General features: G+C 69.1%; 15 protein-coding genes. 5 read left to right on the top strand and 10 right to left on the bottom strand.

From position 1 onward, the window contains the following. Positions 1-17: 17 nt before the first annotated feature. Positions 18-1220, top strand: a complete 1203-nt coding sequence (locus tag TRAD_RS03285; RefSeq protein WP_013177163.1) for an MFS transporter — start codon at positions 18-20, stop codon at positions 1218-1220. On the opposite strand, the gene TRAD_RS03290 is transcribed toward TRAD_RS03285, so the two are convergent. The 9 genes from TRAD_RS03290 to TRAD_RS03330 are packed head-to-tail and all read right to left on the bottom strand — an operon-like array spanning position 1152 to position 9601. After that, positions 1152-2090: a DMT family transporter gene (locus TRAD_RS03290; RefSeq protein WP_013177164.1), complete on the bottom strand. Its 939-nt coding sequence runs from the start codon at positions 2088-2090 to the stop codon at positions 1152-1154. The two genes, TRAD_RS03285 and TRAD_RS03290, sit on opposite strands and share 69 nt — an antisense overlap. 44 nt (positions 2091-2134) lie before the next feature. Beyond that, the gene (gene uxaC, locus TRAD_RS03295) at positions 2135-3562 is read right to left on the bottom strand and encodes a glucuronate isomerase (protein ID WP_013177165.1); all 1428 of its coding nucleotides are present in this window, start codon (positions 3560-3562) and stop codon (positions 2135-2137) included. Then, entirely contained in the window at positions 3559-4074 is a 516-nt protein-coding gene (locus TRAD_RS03300) for a gluconokinase (RefSeq protein ID WP_013177166.1), read from the bottom strand. The genes uxaC and TRAD_RS03300 overlap by 4 nt, the downstream gene beginning before the upstream one ends. Further along, positions 4071-4499 carry a phosphoribosyltransferase gene (locus TRAD_RS03305; protein WP_013177167.1) on the bottom strand — a complete coding sequence of 143 codons (429 nt, stop codon included), beginning with the start codon at positions 4497-4499 and terminating at the stop codon, positions 4071-4073. Before TRAD_RS03305 ends, TRAD_RS03300 begins: the two co-directional genes overlap by 4 nt. Continuing rightward, entirely contained in the window at positions 4499-5764 is a 1266-nt protein-coding gene (locus TRAD_RS03310) for a lactate racemase domain-containing protein (RefSeq protein ID WP_013177168.1), read from the bottom strand. The genes TRAD_RS03305 and TRAD_RS03310 overlap by 1 nt, the downstream gene beginning before the upstream one ends. Positions 5765-5766: 2 nt before the next feature. Next, positions 5767-6573 carry an SDR family oxidoreductase gene (locus tag TRAD_RS03315; protein ID WP_013177169.1) on the bottom strand — a complete coding sequence of 269 codons (807 nt, stop codon included), beginning with the start codon at positions 6571-6573 and terminating at the stop codon, positions 5767-5769. Continuing rightward, complete coding sequence (locus tag TRAD_RS15025) at positions 6566-7120, bottom strand: L-asparaginase family protein (RefSeq protein ID WP_013177170.1); 555 nt, start codon at positions 7118-7120, stop codon at positions 6566-6568. Before TRAD_RS15025 ends, TRAD_RS03315 begins: the two co-directional genes overlap by 8 nt. Then, positions 7117-8583: a tagaturonate epimerase family protein gene (locus TRAD_RS03325; RefSeq protein ID WP_013177171.1), complete on the bottom strand. Its 1467-nt coding sequence runs from the start codon at positions 8581-8583 to the stop codon at positions 7117-7119. The genes TRAD_RS15025 and TRAD_RS03325 overlap by 4 nt, the downstream gene beginning before the upstream one ends. Positions 8584-8599: 16 nt before the next feature. After that, positions 8600-9601, bottom strand: coding sequence for a LacI family DNA-binding transcriptional regulator (locus tag TRAD_RS03330; protein WP_013177172.1), 1002 nt, complete (start codon positions 9599-9601; stop codon positions 8600-8602). 298 nt (positions 9602-9899) lie between these two features. On the opposite strand from TRAD_RS03330, the gene TRAD_RS03335 reads away from it, so the two are divergent. Genes TRAD_RS03335 through TRAD_RS03345 form a run of 3 tightly spaced genes read left to right on the top strand, consistent with a single transcriptional unit; the run spans position 9900 to position 13851 of the window. Further along, entirely contained in the window at positions 9900-10886 is a 987-nt protein-coding gene (locus TRAD_RS03335; RefSeq protein ID WP_013177173.1) for a TRAP transporter substrate-binding protein, read from the top strand. A 2-nt stretch (positions 10887-10888) separates the two neighbouring features. Beyond that, positions 10889-12820, top strand: a complete 1932-nt coding sequence (locus TRAD_RS03340; RefSeq protein WP_013177174.1) for a TRAP transporter large permease — start codon at positions 10889-10891, stop codon at positions 12818-12820. Positions 12821-12864: 44 nt separating this feature from the next. After that, positions 12865-13851 carry a Gfo/Idh/MocA family protein gene (locus TRAD_RS03345; protein ID WP_013177175.1) on the top strand — a complete coding sequence of 329 codons (987 nt, stop codon included), beginning with the start codon at positions 12865-12867 and terminating at the stop codon, positions 13849-13851. 257 nt (positions 13852-14108) lie between these two features. On the opposite strand, the gene TRAD_RS15030 is transcribed toward TRAD_RS03345, so the two are convergent. Next, entirely contained in the window at positions 14109-14987 is an 879-nt protein-coding gene (locus TRAD_RS15030) for a sulfotransferase family protein (protein WP_013177176.1), read from the bottom strand. A gap of 269 nt (positions 14988-15256) precedes the next feature. Between TRAD_RS15030 and TRAD_RS03355 the strand changes: the two genes are divergently transcribed. Continuing rightward, entirely contained in the window at positions 15257-16822 is a 1566-nt protein-coding gene (locus TRAD_RS03355) for a long-chain-fatty-acid--CoA ligase (protein ID WP_013177177.1), read from the top strand. Positions 16823-16926 lie beyond the last annotated feature (104 nt).

Raw genomic sequence — 16926 nt, forward strand, 5'->3', positions numbered from 1 at the left:
GGCGGCGAAAGGGACCGATGAGACGCGGCGCCGCCGCTAAAGGCTTCTACTTCTGCTACTACGCCGCGATGGCCGCGCTCTTGCCCTCGCTGGTGCTGCTCTACGGCGAGCTCGGTTTTAGCGGCGAGCGCATCGGGACGCTCACCGCGCTCCTGCCGCTCATGCTGATGACGGGAACGTTTGGTATGGGCGTGCTCGCCGACCTCGTGGGCCGCCGCCGCGCCCTCCTCGTGGGGCTGCACCTGGGCGCCACCCTCGGCGTGCTCGGGCTCACCCAGAGTGCGGCGTACGGCCCGCTCGCCCTCTTTGTGGCGCTTTTCGCCCTCTGCTTCGGGCCGCTCGCCCCGCTTGTGGACAGCACCGTGCTCGCGGCGCTCGGCGAGCACAAGGAGCGCTACGGCCGCTACCGGGTGTGGGGGGTCGTCGGGTGGGGGCTCGCGGCGCCCTCGGTGGGGGCGCTCACCGAGCGTTACGGGCTCCCCGTCGCCTTCTGGGTCACCGCCGGGCTGCTGCTCGCCTGCCTCGTCATGGGCGCTCTGCTCCCCTTGGAGCGCTCCGAAGGGGGGCTCCGCCGCGCCCTGGCCGCCCGCGAGCTGCTGAGCGCGCGCTGGGGGGTATTTCTGGCGCTGGTGTTCGCCGGCGGGCTCGCGCTCGCGGTGTGCAGCAACTACGTCTACCTCTACCTCGCCGCTCTGGGGGCGAGCCGGACGGTGGTGGGGTTGTCGCTCAGCGTGGCGACCCTGTCGGAGCTGCCCTTTACGCTGCTGGGCGGCCTCCTGCTGAGGCGCTCTGCGGCGCCCGCGCTCCTCGTGGGGGCGCTCGCGCTCCTCGGGGTGCGCCTGCTGCTCTACCCCGTAGGGGGCGCGGTGCCGTGGGTGCTCACGGTGCAGCTCCTGCACGGGGCGACCTTTTCGGTCATCTGGATCGCCGGGGTGGCCTACGCCGACGCGCTCGCGCCGCCCAGGCTCAAGGTGACGGCGCAGGGGCTCTTTAGCGCCGTCATGATGGGCCTCGGGGGCGCAGCGGGGGGGCTCGTGGGCGGGGTGCTCTACGGCAGCGTGGGGCCGGCGGCGACCTTTACGCTCGTGGGTGCCGGGGCGCTCGCCCTCTCCGGTGTGCTCTTCTGGGTCGTGCAGCGCCAGGGGGTGGCGTCAGGGACGGTCCCGCGCGAGCGAGAGCGTCGCCAGGGCGAGCCCGCCGAGCAGGACGAGCGCCCCTAGCGCCGTCCCCGCGCCCGGCACCTCGCCGAAGGCGGCGTACCCGAGGAGGCTCGAGAGCACGGGGATGAGCAGCATGATGAGCGACACCACGGTCGGGGACACCCAGCGCATCGTCCAGGTGTAGATGGTGTGGCCGACGAGCTGCGGGACGAGCGCGATGAGCAGGATGTAGAGGTAGACGTCGCCGCCATGGCCGAGGTAGCCGACCCCCGCGAGGGGCGGAAAGGGCGCGAGCACGAGCGCCCCCGTGACGCAGCTCAGGGCGGCGAACTGCCCCGCCGAGAGGCCGCGCCGCTGCGCCTGCCGGCCGAGCAGAAAGTAGACCGAGACGGCCGCCGCCGAGGCTAAAGCGAGCGCGTTGCCCAGTAGCGGGTTCGCCCCCGCGCCGCCGTCTCCCTGGCTTAGACCGATGACCAGCGCGCCCCCTAGCGACACGAGCAGGGCGGCAAAGCGCAGCGGGCCTAGGCGCTCGCGCAGCCAGAGCCAGGACAGGAGCGCGATCCACACCGGGCTGCTGCTCGAAAGCGTCACCCCCGCCGCGATGGTGGTCTGCGAGAGCGCGGTGATAAAGCCCGCGAAGTGCAGCGCGAGCATGGCGCCGGCGAGGGCCGCGTAGCGCAGCGCCCCCCCTTGGGGCGGGGTCTTGCGGAGCGGCAGGAGCAGCGGGGAGAGCAAAAGGCCCGAGAGCGCGAGGCGGCCGGCGGCGATCAGCAGGCTCACGCCCGGAGCGGGGGCGCTGCTCGCCGCGAGGGCCAAACGGATGAGGATGGCTGCGGTCGACCCCGCCAGGATGCCGACCGCGAGGGTGAGGCCGATGCGCCACGGCGTGGGCGCGGTTAAGGGGGGCGCGAGGGTGGGGGAGCGAGACACCTCTAGACGCTACCAGTCAGCCCTATGCGGGGAGCCCTGCGGAGCTACGCGAGCCGGTAGGTCCGCCGCGCCAGCCCGTAGGTGAGCTCATGCGCCAGCTCCGCCGCCTCGCTTTCATCCAAAACGCCCCTCAGCGTCTCCCCGGCGAGCCAGTTGCAGACCGTGCGGCGCCACACGTCGTGGCGGGCGGGGATGGAGGCGAACGCGCGGGTGTCGTCGTTAAAGCCCGCTAGGTTGTACACCCCGGCGGTTTCCACCACGGCGTCCAAAAAGCGCTCGATCCCCTTGACCGAGTCGAAAAACCACCAGGGCGGCCCCAGGCGCAGGGCGGGGTAGTGCCCGGCCAAGGGCGCCAGTTCGCGGCTGTAGGTGCTCTCGTCGAGGGTAAAGACCACGAGGCGGAACGCGGGGTCGCTCCCGTGAGCGTTGAGTAGGGCGCGTAGGGAGCGCGTCCACTCGGTCTGCAGCGGGATGTCGGCGCCCCTGTCGGGGCCGAAGCGTGCAAACACGGCCCGGTTGTGGTTGCGCAGGCTGCCCACGTGGAGCTGCATCACGAGGCCGTCCTCGGCGCTCATGCGCGCCATCTCCAGGAGCATGTGGGCGGTGAAGCGCGCGGCGTCCTCGGCGCTGCTCTCCCCGGCGAGGGCGCGCTGGAAGATCGCGTCGGCCTCGCGGTCGCTTAAACGCTCGGTGTGCGGCGTTTCGGCGGCGTGGTCCGTGGCGGTGGCGCCCAGCGCCTTGAAGAAGGTGCGGCGGGCCTCGAGCGCCGCCACGAAGCGCCGGTAGTCGGTGACCTCGAGGCCGGAGACCTCGCCCAGTCTGTCCAGGTTCTCCCGCCACCCTTCGGCGTCTAGGTTCACCACGGCGTCCGGCCGGAAGGTCGGGCGGACGTTCGTCCACCCCTCCCTTTGCAGCGAGCGGTGCTCGGCGAGGGTGTCCGTGGCCGCGTCGGTGGTGCAGAGCACCTCGATGTGAAAGCGTTTAAAAAGGGCGCGTGGGCGGTACTCGGGCTCTGCAAGCTTCTCCGTAAGCTCGTCGTAGATGGCGTCGGCGGTGTCGGCATTGAGGGGCTTCGTGACGCCGAAAACGCGCACGAGCTCGTCTTTGAGCCAGAGCCCGGTCGGGGTGCCGCGAAAGAGGTAAAAGTGCGCGGCGAAGCGCCGCCAGATCTCGCGGTGGTCGGTCTCGACCGAGCTGCCATCACGGGTCGGCACGCCGAGCGACGCCAAGCTCACCCCTTGGCTGTAAAGCATGCGGGTGACGTAGTGGTCGGGGATGACGAAGAGCTCGGCGGGGGTGCCCAGCGTCGCGTCGGGGTCGGCCAGCAGGCGCGGGGGGACGTGGCCGTGGGGGCACACGAGCGGGAGCTCGGCGACGCCCTCGTAGAGGTGCCGGGCGAGCTCCCGCTGCCGGGGTTCGGCGGCAAAGAGGCGGTCGGGGTCGTGGGCCCAGGTGGACGGGTTGGTCGTCATCGGTCCTCCGGTTGGTTCTCGAGGTAGCGCACGACGGCCTCGACGAGCTCGGGCACGCTGCGCCGGACGTCCAGCACGAGGGCGTGGCGGGGCCTCTCCAGCGCCTCGAACTGGCTCTTTAGAAGCCCCGCTTTCATGTAGTGCCCAGTGCGCGCTTCAAGCCTCTCGCGGATCGTTTCGCGGTCGCCCTCCAAAAAGACGAAGCGCACCTCGGGGCGGCGCAGGAGGTCGCGGTAGCGCGCCCTTAGCGCCGAGCAAGCGAGCACGAGCGCCCCCCCCCGCGCACGGTGCGCGTCGATCAGCGCGGCGAGCGCGCGCAGCCAGGGTTCGCGGTCGGCGTCGGTGAGGGGCTCCCCGCGCGCCATCTTGGCGACGTTCTCCGGCGGGTGGACGTCGTCGGCGTCGATGAAGGCCCACCCCGTGCGCTCGGCGAGCGCGCGCCCCACGGTGGTCTTGCCCGCGCCGGAGACGCCCATGAGGATGACGATAGGGTGAGCGGGGTCGGGGGTCACGCGCTCGCCTGCCAGGGCCAGCGGACGCAGCCTTTGAGCTCGGGCAATACCACCAGGTCGGCGCGCCCCTTAAAGACCAAGGTGGTGAGCTCGCAAGCGGGCAATAGCGCCCTGGCCGCTAAAAGCGTCTGACCGGTCACGCTCACGTCGTCGACGAGCAGCACGCGCTTGCCCGCGACAGCGCCCCCGTCGAAGGGCGCTTTCAAGACGGGCGCGGGGTGCTGCGGGGTGTTGTCGGGCGCGCGGAAGTTGAGGTGGAGCGTGAGGAGCGGACAGCCGAGGCGGTAGGCCAGCAGAGCCGCCGGGACGAGCCCACCGGTGGCGACGCCGACGACGACGTCGGTGGGGGGGAGCTCGAGCCGCGCGAGGCGCGCGAGCAGCATAGGGAGCTCGAGCTGCGGCTTCTCAGTCCCTGCAGCGCCCATCACACGCTCCCCTCTAACCGGTAGAGCACCTCGCCCGCATTCTCCACAAGCAGCTTGCCCGCGTCCTCGCGGTCTCGCCAACCCTCGGGGTCGAGCCCACGAGGGTCTCGGTAGCCCAAGTTGATCCGCTCACAGACCTCCTCGGGGACAGACGTCGCCAGCGTCACCTGGATCCGGGGGCGCTCCACGCCGCCTTCGAAAGTTCCCGCCCCTTTGACGTGGGTCGAGTGCGCCAGCACCGTCCACGAGTGGTCTTTAAAGCGCTCCCACTGCCCCAAGAAGTAGTCGCGCACGTGGTAGCCGACCGCCTCGATGGCTTTGCCGTGGGTCACGCTGACCTCTGTAATGTGCGGCGCGTAGATGATGACCTCGCCGCCGTCTTTGATCACCGGTTCGGTCTTGTACATCGCCTTGGCGGCCGTCCAGAGGTCGTCGTACTTGGTCGAGGGCATCGACAGCACGCTCGTAAATGGCTTTGGCTTGTAGATGATGTTGAGCTTCGCCGACAGGTCGGCGGCCGCCTCCCACGCCGCCTCGAGGTCGCCGATAAAGAGCCCGTGCAGCGCCGAGCCCTTCATCACCAGCTTGAGGCAGCTTAGCGGTTTGCGCTCGGTGACGAAGCGCGCGCCGCGGTGCAGAACGCGCCGCACCGCCGTGTCCTTGACGCCGATGGTCGCGTAACTCGTCGCGAGCGCCCCGAGCCAGTGGGTCGCGTCGATGATCTCGCGCCCCGCGATGCCGGGGAAGAGGTACTTGGCGCCCCCCGAAAAGCCCGCGACCTCGTGGGGAAAGACCGGGCCGACGATCAAAAGCCGGTCGTACGCCCAGATCATGCGGTTAAGCGTAATGGGCGTCTCGCGCGCCACCAAACCGTCCGTGAGCGCGCGCATCTCGCCGGCGCCGATCACCCCGACCGTCTCCAGGGCGCCGGGCTGGTCCCAGCGGTGGTTGAAGACCTCGGACTTGGGGTAGCGCGCGCGCCGCTCCGCAGCGTCGGCGCCGACGAGTTTGGCGATGGCCGCTTCTGGCATCGGTTGGTGGGTGCCGAGCGCGATGAGGAGGTCGAGCCGTGACACGCGCGCGCCCAGCACCTCGTAGAGGAGCCGGAAGAGAAGCGGCACGGGGGCGGTGCGGGTGCCGTCGGGGATGATGACGAGCACGCGTTCGCCGTCCGTGGGTTCGTCCGCGAACGCCTCCATGAAGAGCGCCCGCACGCGCCCCTCCGTCAGGGTGTCGTGTTCGCTGCCCCAGCCGATGACCGCCACCGCTAGACCCCGCTAAAGGCCGAGAAGCCGCCGTCGACAGGGACGACGACGCCCGTGACGAAGCTCGAGGCGTCCGAAGCGAGCCACACGGCCGTCCCGACGAGCTCCTCGGGTTCGCCGAAGCGGCCCATGGGGGTGTGCGCGATGATCTGCTGGCCCCGCTCGGAGAGCGAACCGTCGTCGTCAAGGAGCAGGTCGCGGTTCTGTTCGCCGAGAAAAAAGCCCGGCGCGATGGCGTTGACGCGCAGCCCAGGTCCGCACTTCTGCGCGAACTCGACCGCCAGCCAGCGGGTGAAGTTGTCCAGGGCGGCCTTCGCGGCGGCGTAGCCGACCACGCGCGTCAGGGGGCGCCCCCCGGCCATCGACGAGATGTTGATAATCACCCCCTGCCCCGCCGCCGCCATCGCCTCGCCGAAGACCTGCGACGGCAGCAGCGCGCCGAACAGGTTGAGCGCCACGACCTCCTGCAGCGCCGCTTGGGAGAGCCCGAAAAAGCTCCGCTCGCCCGCGGCGGTGGCCTCCGGCAGGTTGCCGCCCGCGCCGTTGACCAAGATGTCGAGCCGCCCCCAAGCGTCGAGCACCCGCGCGCGCGCCGCCTCGAGCTGCCCCTTGTCGGTAACGTCGGCGGTGAGCGCGAGCGCCTCGCCACCCGCTTCGCGGAGGCGCGCGGCGACCGCCTCGGCCTTCTCCGTGCGCCGCCCCAGCACCCCGACCTTCGCGCCCGCTGCCGCGAGCCCTAATGCCAGCGCCCCGCCGAGCACCCCCGTGCCGCCCGTGACGACGGCGGTTTTGCCGCTTAAGTCAAACATCTTTCCCCCAGGTGTGCTTCGAGCGCGCGACGAGGTCGAGCACCAAGAGCGCGCCGAGGCCAGGCAGCGCCACCTGGAGCGACGCGAAAAGCCCCCCCCAAGCGTCGCTGCTAATGAGCGCCGCAGGTTGCTGAGCGAAGAAGACCACGACCCTGGCCGCTAGGTAGGCTAAGGGCGCGCTTAGGGCGAACTGGGGCCAGCGCCGCCGCAGCAGGAGCAGCACCCCGACGAAGACGAGCAGCTCGGCGCTCAGCTGCGCCGCCAGCGGGAGCGGCGGGTTGCCCGTCACGGCGTGGTTGACAAAGGGCGCGACGGCGCCCCCGACGAACGCGACGACGGGGGGGAAGAAGTGTGCCGCCAAGAGGGGCGCGTAAAAGATCGGCAACAAGCGCGCGCCGAGCGGAATACCCGGCGAGGGCAGGAGGTGAAAGAGCAAAGGCAGCGCGAAGGTGAAGGCGACCGTGAGGGCGGTGACGGAGATCAGCAGCGGCGGGCTGAGCGGGCGCCTTGACGCGCGGTTTACAGTACGGCTTTCAGTACGGTTCACGGTGCGACCTCCGCAAACGGGGTGAGGTGCTTCGCGAAGTGCGCCGCCAACCCCGCTTGGTACGCTTCGTCATGCGCCTCCAGCACCCTTAAGAGCGGCGCTCGGTAGCGGTCTAAAGCCGAGCCGAAGGTGACGTGCAGGACTTGGCGGGCGTCGTCGTCGTCCAAAAGCCTCGGCAGCTCGTCGTCGGTAAGGGTGTCCGCTTCGGACACCCGCGCGAGCGCCGCCGAGATGTGGTAGCTCTGTTTGTCCACCGCGAACCGCTCGCGCCCGAGCGTCAGGATCTCGCGGAAGAGCCCCGGGGCGACCTGCGCGGCGACGCGCAGCGCCTCGAGGTAGCTCGTGCCGGCCGTTTTGAGGTGGACCATCCCGCCGGTCGCCTCGGCAATAAGCGGATAGACGCTGAACTTGTCCGAACCCGAGTGCAAGGAGAGCTTGTACGGCCCCAAAGACCGGGCGAGCGCCGCGTGCCCCGCTAGGTCGGCCTTGAGCTCGCCCAAATCGCCGCGGTAGTCCACCCCTTTCTCGAAACGCCCGACGAAGCGCGGCGCGAGGCCGACCCAGCGCACGCCGAGGCGCCTCAGTTCAAGCGCCACGACCGCGTGTTCGGCGTGCGAGGTGGGGGTCGCGGTTTCGTCCACCGAGACCTCGAGCTCGAACGGCGCGCCCTTGCCCTCCAGGTGCCGGTAGAGCGTCGCGACGTGCAGCACCGCGCGCGCGTACTTGGCGCCGGCGCGCAGCACGGCTTCACGTGCTAACACGAGCTCACGGTCCCCGAGCTCGAGCCTGCGCCCCGCGTAGCGCTCGAAGTCGGCCCGGGTCGTCTCCAGCTCGCGCCACGGCAGCGCCGCGACCTTCGCCTCGAGGTCGCTTGCGGGGGCGCCATGCGCGCTGTCGTCCACGTGGTCGCTGGGGTCTACCGTGAAGAGGGTAAAGCCCGCCGCCGCGCAGCGCTCAAGGTCCGCCACCGTCTTCTGGTGGTCGGCGTCGGCGCCCAGCGCGCCCCGCCAGCCCGCTGCAAAGGCGCCCCAGGTGGCGTCGTCCAGGACCTCCTGCGGGGTGCGGCCCGTGCGGGTCATTTCGCGGATCGACTGCTGCGCGAACACGGGTGCGACCCCCGCCCCGTAACGCTGCGCGGCGCGCACGTGCCCCGGCGTCGCGACGCCCAAACGGTCGCCGAAACCCGCCGAGGTGACGAGCCCCAACGGGCGGGGCTGCAGGTCGGGGAGGAGCGCTCTAAGCGCCGCCGCGTTTTCGGCCCTCCGCTCGGCGCGCAGCAGCCGGTGGTCGCCTACGTGCTGCACCTCGCCGCGAAAGCGGGTGAGCGCGGGGTGCTCGGGCGGCGCCAGCACGGCGAGGCGCGCCCCCGCCAGCCAGAGGGCCGCTCCCTCGTGTAGCCGGAACGAGGGATGAGCGCGCGCTTCCGGGGGCACCGGTAAGGGTTCGGGGAGCTGGCTTGGCATGCGACCTCCTAGGCGTCTAGGGCGCGCTCTCGCGCACCACGAGTTCGGGTTTCACCGCTTCGGGCGCCGGCGCCTCCTCCGGCGGCGCGCCCAGCCGCTCCAGCAGCAGCCTCACGGCGCGGCGCCCGAGAGCCGGTTTGTCCACGCGCAGCGTCGTGAGGCTCGGGGTGACGAGGCTCGCTAGACGGATGTCGTCGCAGCCGACCACCGCCACGTCGTCCGGGACCCGCACCCCCAGCTCCCGGAGGGCTCGGAGCACCCCCACGGCTACGAGGTCGTTGTGGCAGAGGAGACCGTCCAGTTCGGGGTGCGCCCTGAGCAGCGCTCTCGCCCCCTCGTAGCCGCCCATCTCGTCGGGTACGCAGGAGACGATGCGCGAGGGCACGACCTCGTTGCCGGTGGTCTCGAGCGCCGTGGTGTAGCCCGCCACGCGGCGTTTGCGCGAGTGTGAGGTCTCGGGTCCGGCGACCATACCGACGTTTCGCCGCCCCCCCCCGAGCAGGTGATGGGTGGCGCGCATCGCGCCGTGGGTGTCGTCGACCTGCAGGCTGCCCGCGAGCGCCTCGGGGGCGCTGCGGTTGAGCACAAGGGCCGCGCGGTGGCCCTTGAGGAGCTCGAAGAGCGTCTCGTCGGGGAGGCGTGGGCTGCACACGAGCACGCCGTCGACGTGGTGGTCTTCTAGGAGCTGCAGCGTGCGCGCCTCGCGCTCGAGGTTCTCCACCGTGCTGCTGATGATGAGCGCGTAGCCGCGCTCCCACGCCTCGTCCTCGGCGCCCCGGACGATCTCCGAAAAAAAGGGGTTGTTGATGTCGGGCACCACCATCCCCAAGGTCTGGCTGGCCTGCAACGAGAGCGCCCGCGCGAGGCGGTTGGGCCGGTAACCGAGCCGCTCGATAGCCCGCTCGACGCGCGCGCGGGTCGCGGGGCTGATCTCACCCTTGTTGTTGACCACGCGAGAGACCGTCATGGCCGAAACCTCGGCCTCGCGGGCAACATCTGCGATCGTGACTCGAGACATCGTCTCCCTTACTCAAACTCAGGTTTGTAAACAAAACCCGTTAGCGCTAACGAAATCTCCGTAGTGTCTGCAGTATAGGTGGGGGCACCCCCCGTGTCAACGCTGAGGGCTGTACAAAGGGGTGGTGACGGATCTTGACGTGGGTGCCAAGGCTGTGCTACGTTTCGCTAACGCTTTTTTACATCGCGTCGTGTTAGCGGTAACGGTTTTGGCGACTCGGGTGAGCGTCGTTGCTGACGGCGGCGATCAACCTGTTTTCGCGTCAGGCAGCTCTAACGAGCTGCGGAAAGGAACGCTGATGCAACGTTGGGTGAGGTACATGGGAGGCCGCTTTCTGGCGCTGCTAGCGCTGACACTCGCCGCTGGTGCGGGGGCGCAGGAGATCACGCTGCGCGCCGCCGACAACCAGCCGGAAAACTACCCGACGGTCGTGGGGCTTCGGGCGATGGCCGACTACTTGGCCGAAAACAGCGATGGGCGCATCCAGATGGAGGTCTTCGCCGGTGGTCAACTCGGAGACGAGCGCTCCACCATCGAGCAGGCACAGCTCGGGGTGATCGACATCGTACGCACCTCGACGAGCCCGGTGGGCGAGTTCTACACGCCGATGGGCGTCTTTAGCCTGCCCTACCTCTTTCGCGACGAGGCGCACTTCGTGAGCGTCTTGGAGGGCGACGTCGGTCAGGAGCTGCTCGAGGGGCTTTCGGAGGCGGGCCTCGTCGGGCTGGCCTACTACGACTCGGGGAGCCGCAACTTCTATACCACCCAGACGCCCATCCGCAGCGTGGCCGACCTTCAGGGGCTGCGCATCCGCACGCAGGAGAGCCAAGTGGTCTTGGACATGATGGAGGCCCTTGGCGCCGACCCCGTGCCGCTGCCCTTCGCCGAGGTCTACAGCGCGCTGCAGACGGGCGTCATCGACGGGGCCGAAAACAACTTTCCCTCTTACGGCCCCGAGGGGGTGCGGCACTTCGAGGTGGCGCCCTACTACACCCTGGACGCGCACGCCCGGGTGCCCGAAGTCGTGATGATCAGCAGCAGCACCTGGGCGGGCCTCAGCCCCGAAGACCAAGCGTTGGTGCGCGAGGCGGCGCAAGCGAGCGTTCCCGTGCAGTTTGAAGCGTGGGCCGAGCTGGTCGAGAGGAGCCGGCGAGCCGTCGAGGAGGCAGGCAGCGAGATCATCGAGGTGGACATCGCCGAGTTTCAAGCGGCCGTCGCGCCCGTTTTAGAGCAGTACAGCGCGGTGTACGGCGACCTGATTCGGCGCATCCAGGACACCGAGTAGCGATGACCGGGCCCCTCGAGCAACCCCGTGTGGAGGGGACGCGCGCCTCGAGTCCCCGCGCCGAGTCGCGTCTGGGGCGGCTCGAGGGGGGCTTCTCGAGGTTCGTCGGCGCGACCACCGCCCTCTTGCTCCTAGGCATCGTGGTGGTCATCTCCTACCAGGTCGCCGCCCGCTACCTGCCGGGGATGCGCGTGCCGCGTTGGACGGAGGAGGTGAGCCTCATCCTGATGGTGTGGCTCGCGATGCTCGGCAGCGGCCTCGGCGTCCGCGCGGGCGAGCACCTCGCGATGGACATTGCCCTGCGGCAGCTCGGTGCGCGCGCGCAGCGCCTGGTCTCTAGACTCATCTACCTGCTGGTGGCGGGCTTCGGGGTCTACCTCGTCGTCTACGGCTACGAGCTCGCTAGCCGCACGATGGGGCAGACCTTTGCCGCTTCAAAGCTGCCGATCGGTTGGATGTACCTGGGCATCCCGCTCGGCGGCGTGTTGGTGGCACTCTACGCGCTGCGGGCGCTTTTCGTCCCACCGCCGGCGCTGGGGGAGGCCGCCGCCATCCCCAAACGCAACCGGCTCCTGCAGGGGACGCTGCTGGCGATGGCCCTGCTGCTGATTTTAGGTGGCGTCGCGGTGTTCGGCCCCTCGCTGTGGGGCCCCATCGGGGTGCTCCTCGGTTCGTTCGCCCTGCTGCTGGTCGCGGGGGTGCCCATCGCCGTGGGGGTGGGGATCGCCAGCTTGATCACCGCGCTCACCCTCGAGCTGCCGCCTCTTATCATCGCCCAGCGCATGGCCAACGGGGTCTCCTCGACGCCGCTTTTAGCCATCCCCTTTTTTATCCTGGCCGGGCAGATCATGGCCGAAGGGGGGATCGCCAAGCGCCTGGTGGACTTTGCGCGGGTGCTCGTCGGGCCGATCCCGGGCGGGTTGGCGATGGTCAACGTGGTCTCCTCGATGCTCTTCGGCGGGGCCTCGGGGTCGGCGGTCGCGGACGTGAGCGCGAACGGCACCATCCTCATCCCGATGATGAAGCGTCAGGGCTACGGCGGCGACTTCAGCACCGCCATCACGGTGGCGAGCTCCGTGCAGGGCATTATCATCCCGCCGAGCCACAACGCGGTCATCTACTCGCTCGCGGCGGGCGGGGTCTCCATCGGGGCGCTCTTTTTGGGCGGCTACATCCCCGGCATCATGATTGGCCTGTCGTTGATGGTGGCCTCCTACGTCCTCTCCAAGCGGCGCGGCTACCCCGCCCTGCCGCGCCCAAACCTGGGCGAAAGCCTGCGCATCACCCTCGCGGCCATCCCCAGCCTCGCGGTGGGGTTTATCATCGTCGGCGGCATCGCCTTTGGGTTTTTCACCGCCACCGAAGCGGCGGCGGTGGGGGCGGTCACGGCCTTTTTGGTTTCGACGCTCGTCTACCGCGAACTCTCCCTGACGGGTCTCTGGCACGCCACCCTGGGGTCGGTCCGGACGATCGCGGTGGTGATCTTTCTCATCGCCACGGCGAGCGCCTTTGCCTGGCTCATGGCCTATCTGCGGATTCCGGCGGCGCTCGCCTCGGGGCTCCTGGCGCTGACCGACAACCCCTACGCGCTGCTTTTGCTCATCAACCTGCTGCTGCTACTCCTCGGCGCGGTGATGGACATGGCGCCGCTCATCCTCATCCTTACCCCCGTCTTGCTGCCCATCGTCACCGCCGACCCCATCAACATGGACCCGGTGCACTTCGGCGTGATGCTGCTGATGAACCTGGGGCTCGGCCTCACCACGCCGCCCGTGGGTTCGGCGCTCTTCGTGGGCTGCGCCATCGGCCGGGTGCGGCTCGAGGAGGCGAGCCGCGCCATGCTCTACCTCTGGCCTGCGCTCTTTATCGTGCTGATGTTAGTCACCTACTTCCCCTGGTTCGTCCGGGTGCTGCCGCGGCTGTTGGGAGCCTGAAGGTGCACCGAGCGCTGCGCCACGGCTAGCGTAAGCTGGGGAGCATGACAGCGCGCGTTCGTTGGGGCATCATCGGGGTAGGGAACGTCACCGAGCGCAAGAGCGGGCCGGGCTTTCAGAGGGCGGCCCGCTCCGAGCTCGTCGCGGTGATGCGCCGCGACGCCGCCAGAGCCGCCGACTACGCGCGGCGCCACGGCGTGCCCAGATGGTACGCGGACGCGGGGGCGCTCATCCACGACCCCGAGGTCGACGCCGTCTATATCGCCACGCCGCCCGATTCGCACATGCGCTACACGCTCGAGGTCGCCGCGGCGGGCAAACCCGTCTATGTGGAGAAGCCCATGGCGCGCACCGCCGCCGAGTGCGAGGCGATGGTCGCCGCGTGCCGGGCGGCCGGTGTGCCGCTGTTCGTGGCCTACTACCGGCGGGCGATGCCACGGTTTGTAAAGGTCAAAGCGCTGTTGGAGGGGGGTGCTGTCGGGGAGCCGCGGGCGGTGGTGGTCCGGCTGCAGCAGAACTTCGCGCCGGAGCCCGGGGCCGCGTTGCCCTGGCGCGTCCGTCCAGAGGTCTCCGGGGGCGGGCTCTTCGTGGACCTGGGTTCGCACGTCCTCGACCTGCTCGACTGGCTTTTCGGCCCCATCGTGGAGGTCACGGGCGCGGCGGCCAACCAAGCCGGGCGCTACCCTGCCGAGGACCTCGTCACGGCCACCTTTCGCTTCGCGTCGGGGGTGCGGGGGGTGGGTCTTTGGTGTTTTAGCGCCGCCTTGTCCACCGACGAGGTCGAGGTCGTTGGTTCGGCGGGGAGCCTGCGCTTTGCGACCTTTAACGGCCAACCCCTAAAGCTCACGACGGCAGCGGGCACCGAGGAGATCCCCGCGCCCTACCCCGAGACCGTGCAGCTGCCCCTCATCCAAACCGTCGTCGACGCCCTGACGGGGCGCGGGATGTGCCCCAGCACGGGGGAGAGCGCCTTGCGCACGGCGAGGGTCATCGACGCGCTGCTCGAGGCGCACCGGCGTGGGTCGACGTAGGGCTCCCCTCGTCCATGGGCGCCGCGCAAGTCGCTCGCTACCGGTCTCACCCCAACGGGGTAGCGGGATGTCATCTCGGAACGTGCGTGCCGAGCGACCTCATTATCAGCGACCGCTTATCGATGTGAGAGCGTCTCTGACCAGATGGTACCTGCTACGGTTCGCAGTCGCGCCGGGCGCTCTGCCACCCTCTCGAGCTCTCGGCTGGCGTCACCCGACCCGCTGATGACCCGATTCAGCGACCCCCTCCGCTGGAGCTATCCGGCGAACTGCCGCGCGCAGCGCGCTTCGGCGTCGCGGCCATCGCTAGCCGCGTCAGCCGAGGTGCCCCACGACGCGAGGTCGTAACCGGTCCAGCGGCGCAGCCTGTCGGTGTCCTCGGCGAACGCCTCGGCGAGCCGCTGCCGCAGCTCCGCAGAGAGCGCGGGGAGCCCGATGGGGGGGCCGAAGAGCCAGGGGAGGTTGCGCTCGATCCAGTACACGCCGCGTTTGTTGCGCCGCACGAGCCAGCGTTTAAGCGGTCCGCGGCGCCGCACCGCTACCGGCGGCATCGTCCGCGAGGGGACGGCGAAGCGCGCGTCTTCGTAGGAGGGGTCGACGCCCAAAAACGCGAAGACCGACCGTAGCGTCTCCTGCGGTCGGCGCTGCAGCTCTTCGAGCACCACGACTTTGATCTGCGTGGGCGGGTAGAACTCGAGAAACCGCTCGAGCTGAAAGCTGTAGAGGCTGCAGAGCAGATAGGGGGTGTCGGTGAGGGCCGCCACCTCCTCGAGGCTGCGGTCTTCGGCGCCCAACGAGTACGAGTGCAGGTAGTGCGACACAAAGCGCTTGATGGGGTCGCGCACGCAGTAGATGAGTTTAGCTTCGGGTAAAAGCGCGTGCATGCGCTCGGGGACGCCTGGAAAGAGCGGGTGACGGGTGTAGTTGGGGGAGCTCTCGCCGCGCACGGTGGCCCCTTCGCTGCCCCCAAAGTGCGACGCGTACCAGTCCACGCCCCGGCGCCACTCCTGGTGCTCGACGAAAAAGTTGAGCTCTTTGCGCCGCGACATAAAGATCTCGGGGTGATACGAGAGGTACTCGTGAAGGCTCGTCGTCCCGCTTTTCATGGCGCCTAGGATGATTAGGTTGGGCAGCATAACACCTCGCTGATAACACCCCGCTGAACTGCGCAGTCCGTGATAGGTTTGACGCGTGTGGCGTGCGTGTGCCCCAGGGCGCCCTTGGCTGTCAAGCGAGCGACCCAGCATGTAGGGCGCGCCGCTAGCCTCATTATAGGGTGCGTAGGCAAGGTGCGCGCATTTGCCGGCCGTAACGGCAGGGCGCGTCACGCGTCGTTGCGGTAAGCTAGGGCGTCACCGATACCTGTTGCGGTCTCTGTAAGCCGCACGATCTCGAGGAGGACGCTATGCTGAGCCTAGCCACCTTCGTCCAGGAGCACGCCCGCACCACCCCTGAGCGCGTCGCACTGCGCCTCGGCGAGCGTACCTACAGCTACGGTCAACTCGACGCGATGGCCTCGGCGGTCGCGGGCTACCTCACGGCCCAGGGGCTAAAGCCCGGCGACAAGGTCGCTCTGAGCTGCCCCAACCTCCCCTTTTTCCCGGCGGTCTACTACGGCGTGCTGAAAGCCGGGATGGTGGTCGTGCCCCTTAACGTCCTTCTCAAACCCGCCGAGATCAGCTATCACCTCAAGGATTCGGACGCGAAAGCCTACTTCGTCTTCGAGGGCACCGCCGAGCTGCCGATGGCGAGAGCGGGTGCGGCGGCCTTCGCCGAGGTGCCCTCGTGCGAGCACCTCGTGGTGATGACCGCTGATCTTGCTGCCCCTAGTCCTATAGAGGGGGCGCTGACCTTCGGGGAGCTGCTGCAACGCTACGCGGGTCCCTTCGAGGGGGTGCCGCGCGAGGCGGACGACACGGCGGTGATCCTCTACACCTCGGGGACGACCGGCCAACCCAAGGGGGCCGAGCTCACCCACCTCAACATGGTGATGAACGCCGTGGTGGGGGCGCGGCTCGTCGAACGCCCGCAGCTCGCGCAAAAAGATCAGGTGTTTTTGGCCGTCTTGCCCCTCTTTCACGTTTTCGGTCAGACCTGCGCCATGAACGCGATGTTTTATAGCGGCGGGCAGATCGTGCTGATGCCGCGCTTTGACCCGGAGGCGGCGCTTAGGCTCATGCGCGCAACTGGCGTGACGACCTTTGCGGGCGTGCCGACGATGTACTGGGGGCTACTCAACGCGGTCAAAGCTGCGGGCGGCGACCCCGAGGTGAGCAGCCTGCAGATCTGCTTGAGCGGCGGTTCGGCGATGCCGGTCGAGCTTTTAAGGCGCTTCGAGGAGACCTTTCGGGTACCCATCTTGGAGGGCTACGGGCTCTCGGAAACGAGCCCCATTGCCTGCTTTAACCACGCCGACCGCCCGCGCAAGGTGGGCTCTATCGGGCAGGCGGTCTTCGGTGTCGAGCTCAAGGTCGTCGACGAGCGCGACCAGGAGCTGCCCCCGGGCGAACCCGGCGAACTCGTCGTGCGCGGTCACAACGTGATGAAAGGCTACTACGGCCGCCCCGAAGCGACGGCCGAGGCGATGCGCGGCGGCTGGTTTCACACGGGCGACGTCGCGACGCGCGACGAAGACGGCTACTTCACCATCGTCGACCGCCTCAAAGACATGATCATCCGGGGCGGTTTCAACGTCTACCCGCGCGAGGTCGAGGAGGTCCTCATGACCCACCCCGAGGTCTCTTTGGCGGCCGTCGTCGGGGTGCCCGACGAGCAGTACGGGGAGGAGGTCAAGGCGTTTGTGGTGCTGCAAGAGGGCTCGAGCCTCACCCCCGAGGGGTTGCGCGACTGGAGCAAGGAGCGCCTCGCGGCCTACAAATACCCGCGCCAGGTGGAGGTCGTTAAGAGCCTGCCGATGAACGCGACCGGCAAGATTTTGCGCCGGGAGCTGCGGGCCCAGAGCGCTCGCTAGCTGCACCGTAAGGCTGCGTGTGCGCGTGATCTGAGCGTTGCCAGTGCCGTGACCGTTCGGCTAGCGCCACGAGGCGCCGTGACCGCTCGGTTAACGCCGCTGGG

It is taken from the genome of Truepera radiovictrix DSM 17093 (assembly GCF_000092425.1).
Lineage (GTDB): Bacteria > Deinococcota > Deinococci > Deinococcales > Trueperaceae > Truepera > Truepera radiovictrix.

Excerpts from the sequence above, each read along its gene's own strand:
- TRAD_RS03285 (WP_013177163.1), top strand. The coding sequence starts at position 18 with ATGAGACGCGGCGCCGCCGCTAAAGGCTTCTACTTCTGCTACTACGCC.
- uxaC (WP_013177165.1), bottom strand. The coding sequence starts at position 3,562 with ATGACGACCAACCCGTCCACCTGGGCCCACGACCCCGACCGCCTCTTT.
- TRAD_RS03305 (WP_013177167.1), bottom strand. The coding sequence starts at position 4,499 with ATGGGCGCTGCAGGGACTGAGAAGCCGCAGCTCGAGCTCCCTATGCTG.
- TRAD_RS03315 (WP_013177169.1), bottom strand. The coding sequence starts at position 6,573 with ATGTTTGACTTAAGCGGCAAAACCGCCGTCGTCACGGGCGGCACGGGG.
- TRAD_RS03325 (WP_013177171.1), bottom strand. The coding sequence starts at position 8,583 with ATGCCAAGCCAGCTCCCCGAACCCTTACCGGTGCCCCCGGAAGCGCGC.
- TRAD_RS03330 (WP_013177172.1), bottom strand. The coding sequence starts at position 9,601 with ATGTCTCGAGTCACGATCGCAGATGTTGCCCGCGAGGCCGAGGTTTCG.
- TRAD_RS03335 (WP_013177173.1), top strand. The coding sequence starts at position 9,900 with ATGCAACGTTGGGTGAGGTACATGGGAGGCCGCTTTCTGGCGCTGCTA.
- TRAD_RS03340 (WP_013177174.1), top strand. The coding sequence starts at position 10,889 with ATGACCGGGCCCCTCGAGCAACCCCGTGTGGAGGGGACGCGCGCCTCG.
- TRAD_RS03345 (WP_013177175.1), top strand. The coding sequence starts at position 12,865 with ATGACAGCGCGCGTTCGTTGGGGCATCATCGGGGTAGGGAACGTCACC.
- TRAD_RS15030 (WP_013177176.1), bottom strand. The coding sequence starts at position 14,987 with ATGCTGCCCAACCTAATCATCCTAGGCGCCATGAAAAGCGGGACGACG.
- TRAD_RS03355 (WP_013177177.1), top strand. The coding sequence starts at position 15,257 with ATGCTGAGCCTAGCCACCTTCGTCCAGGAGCACGCCCGCACCACCCCT.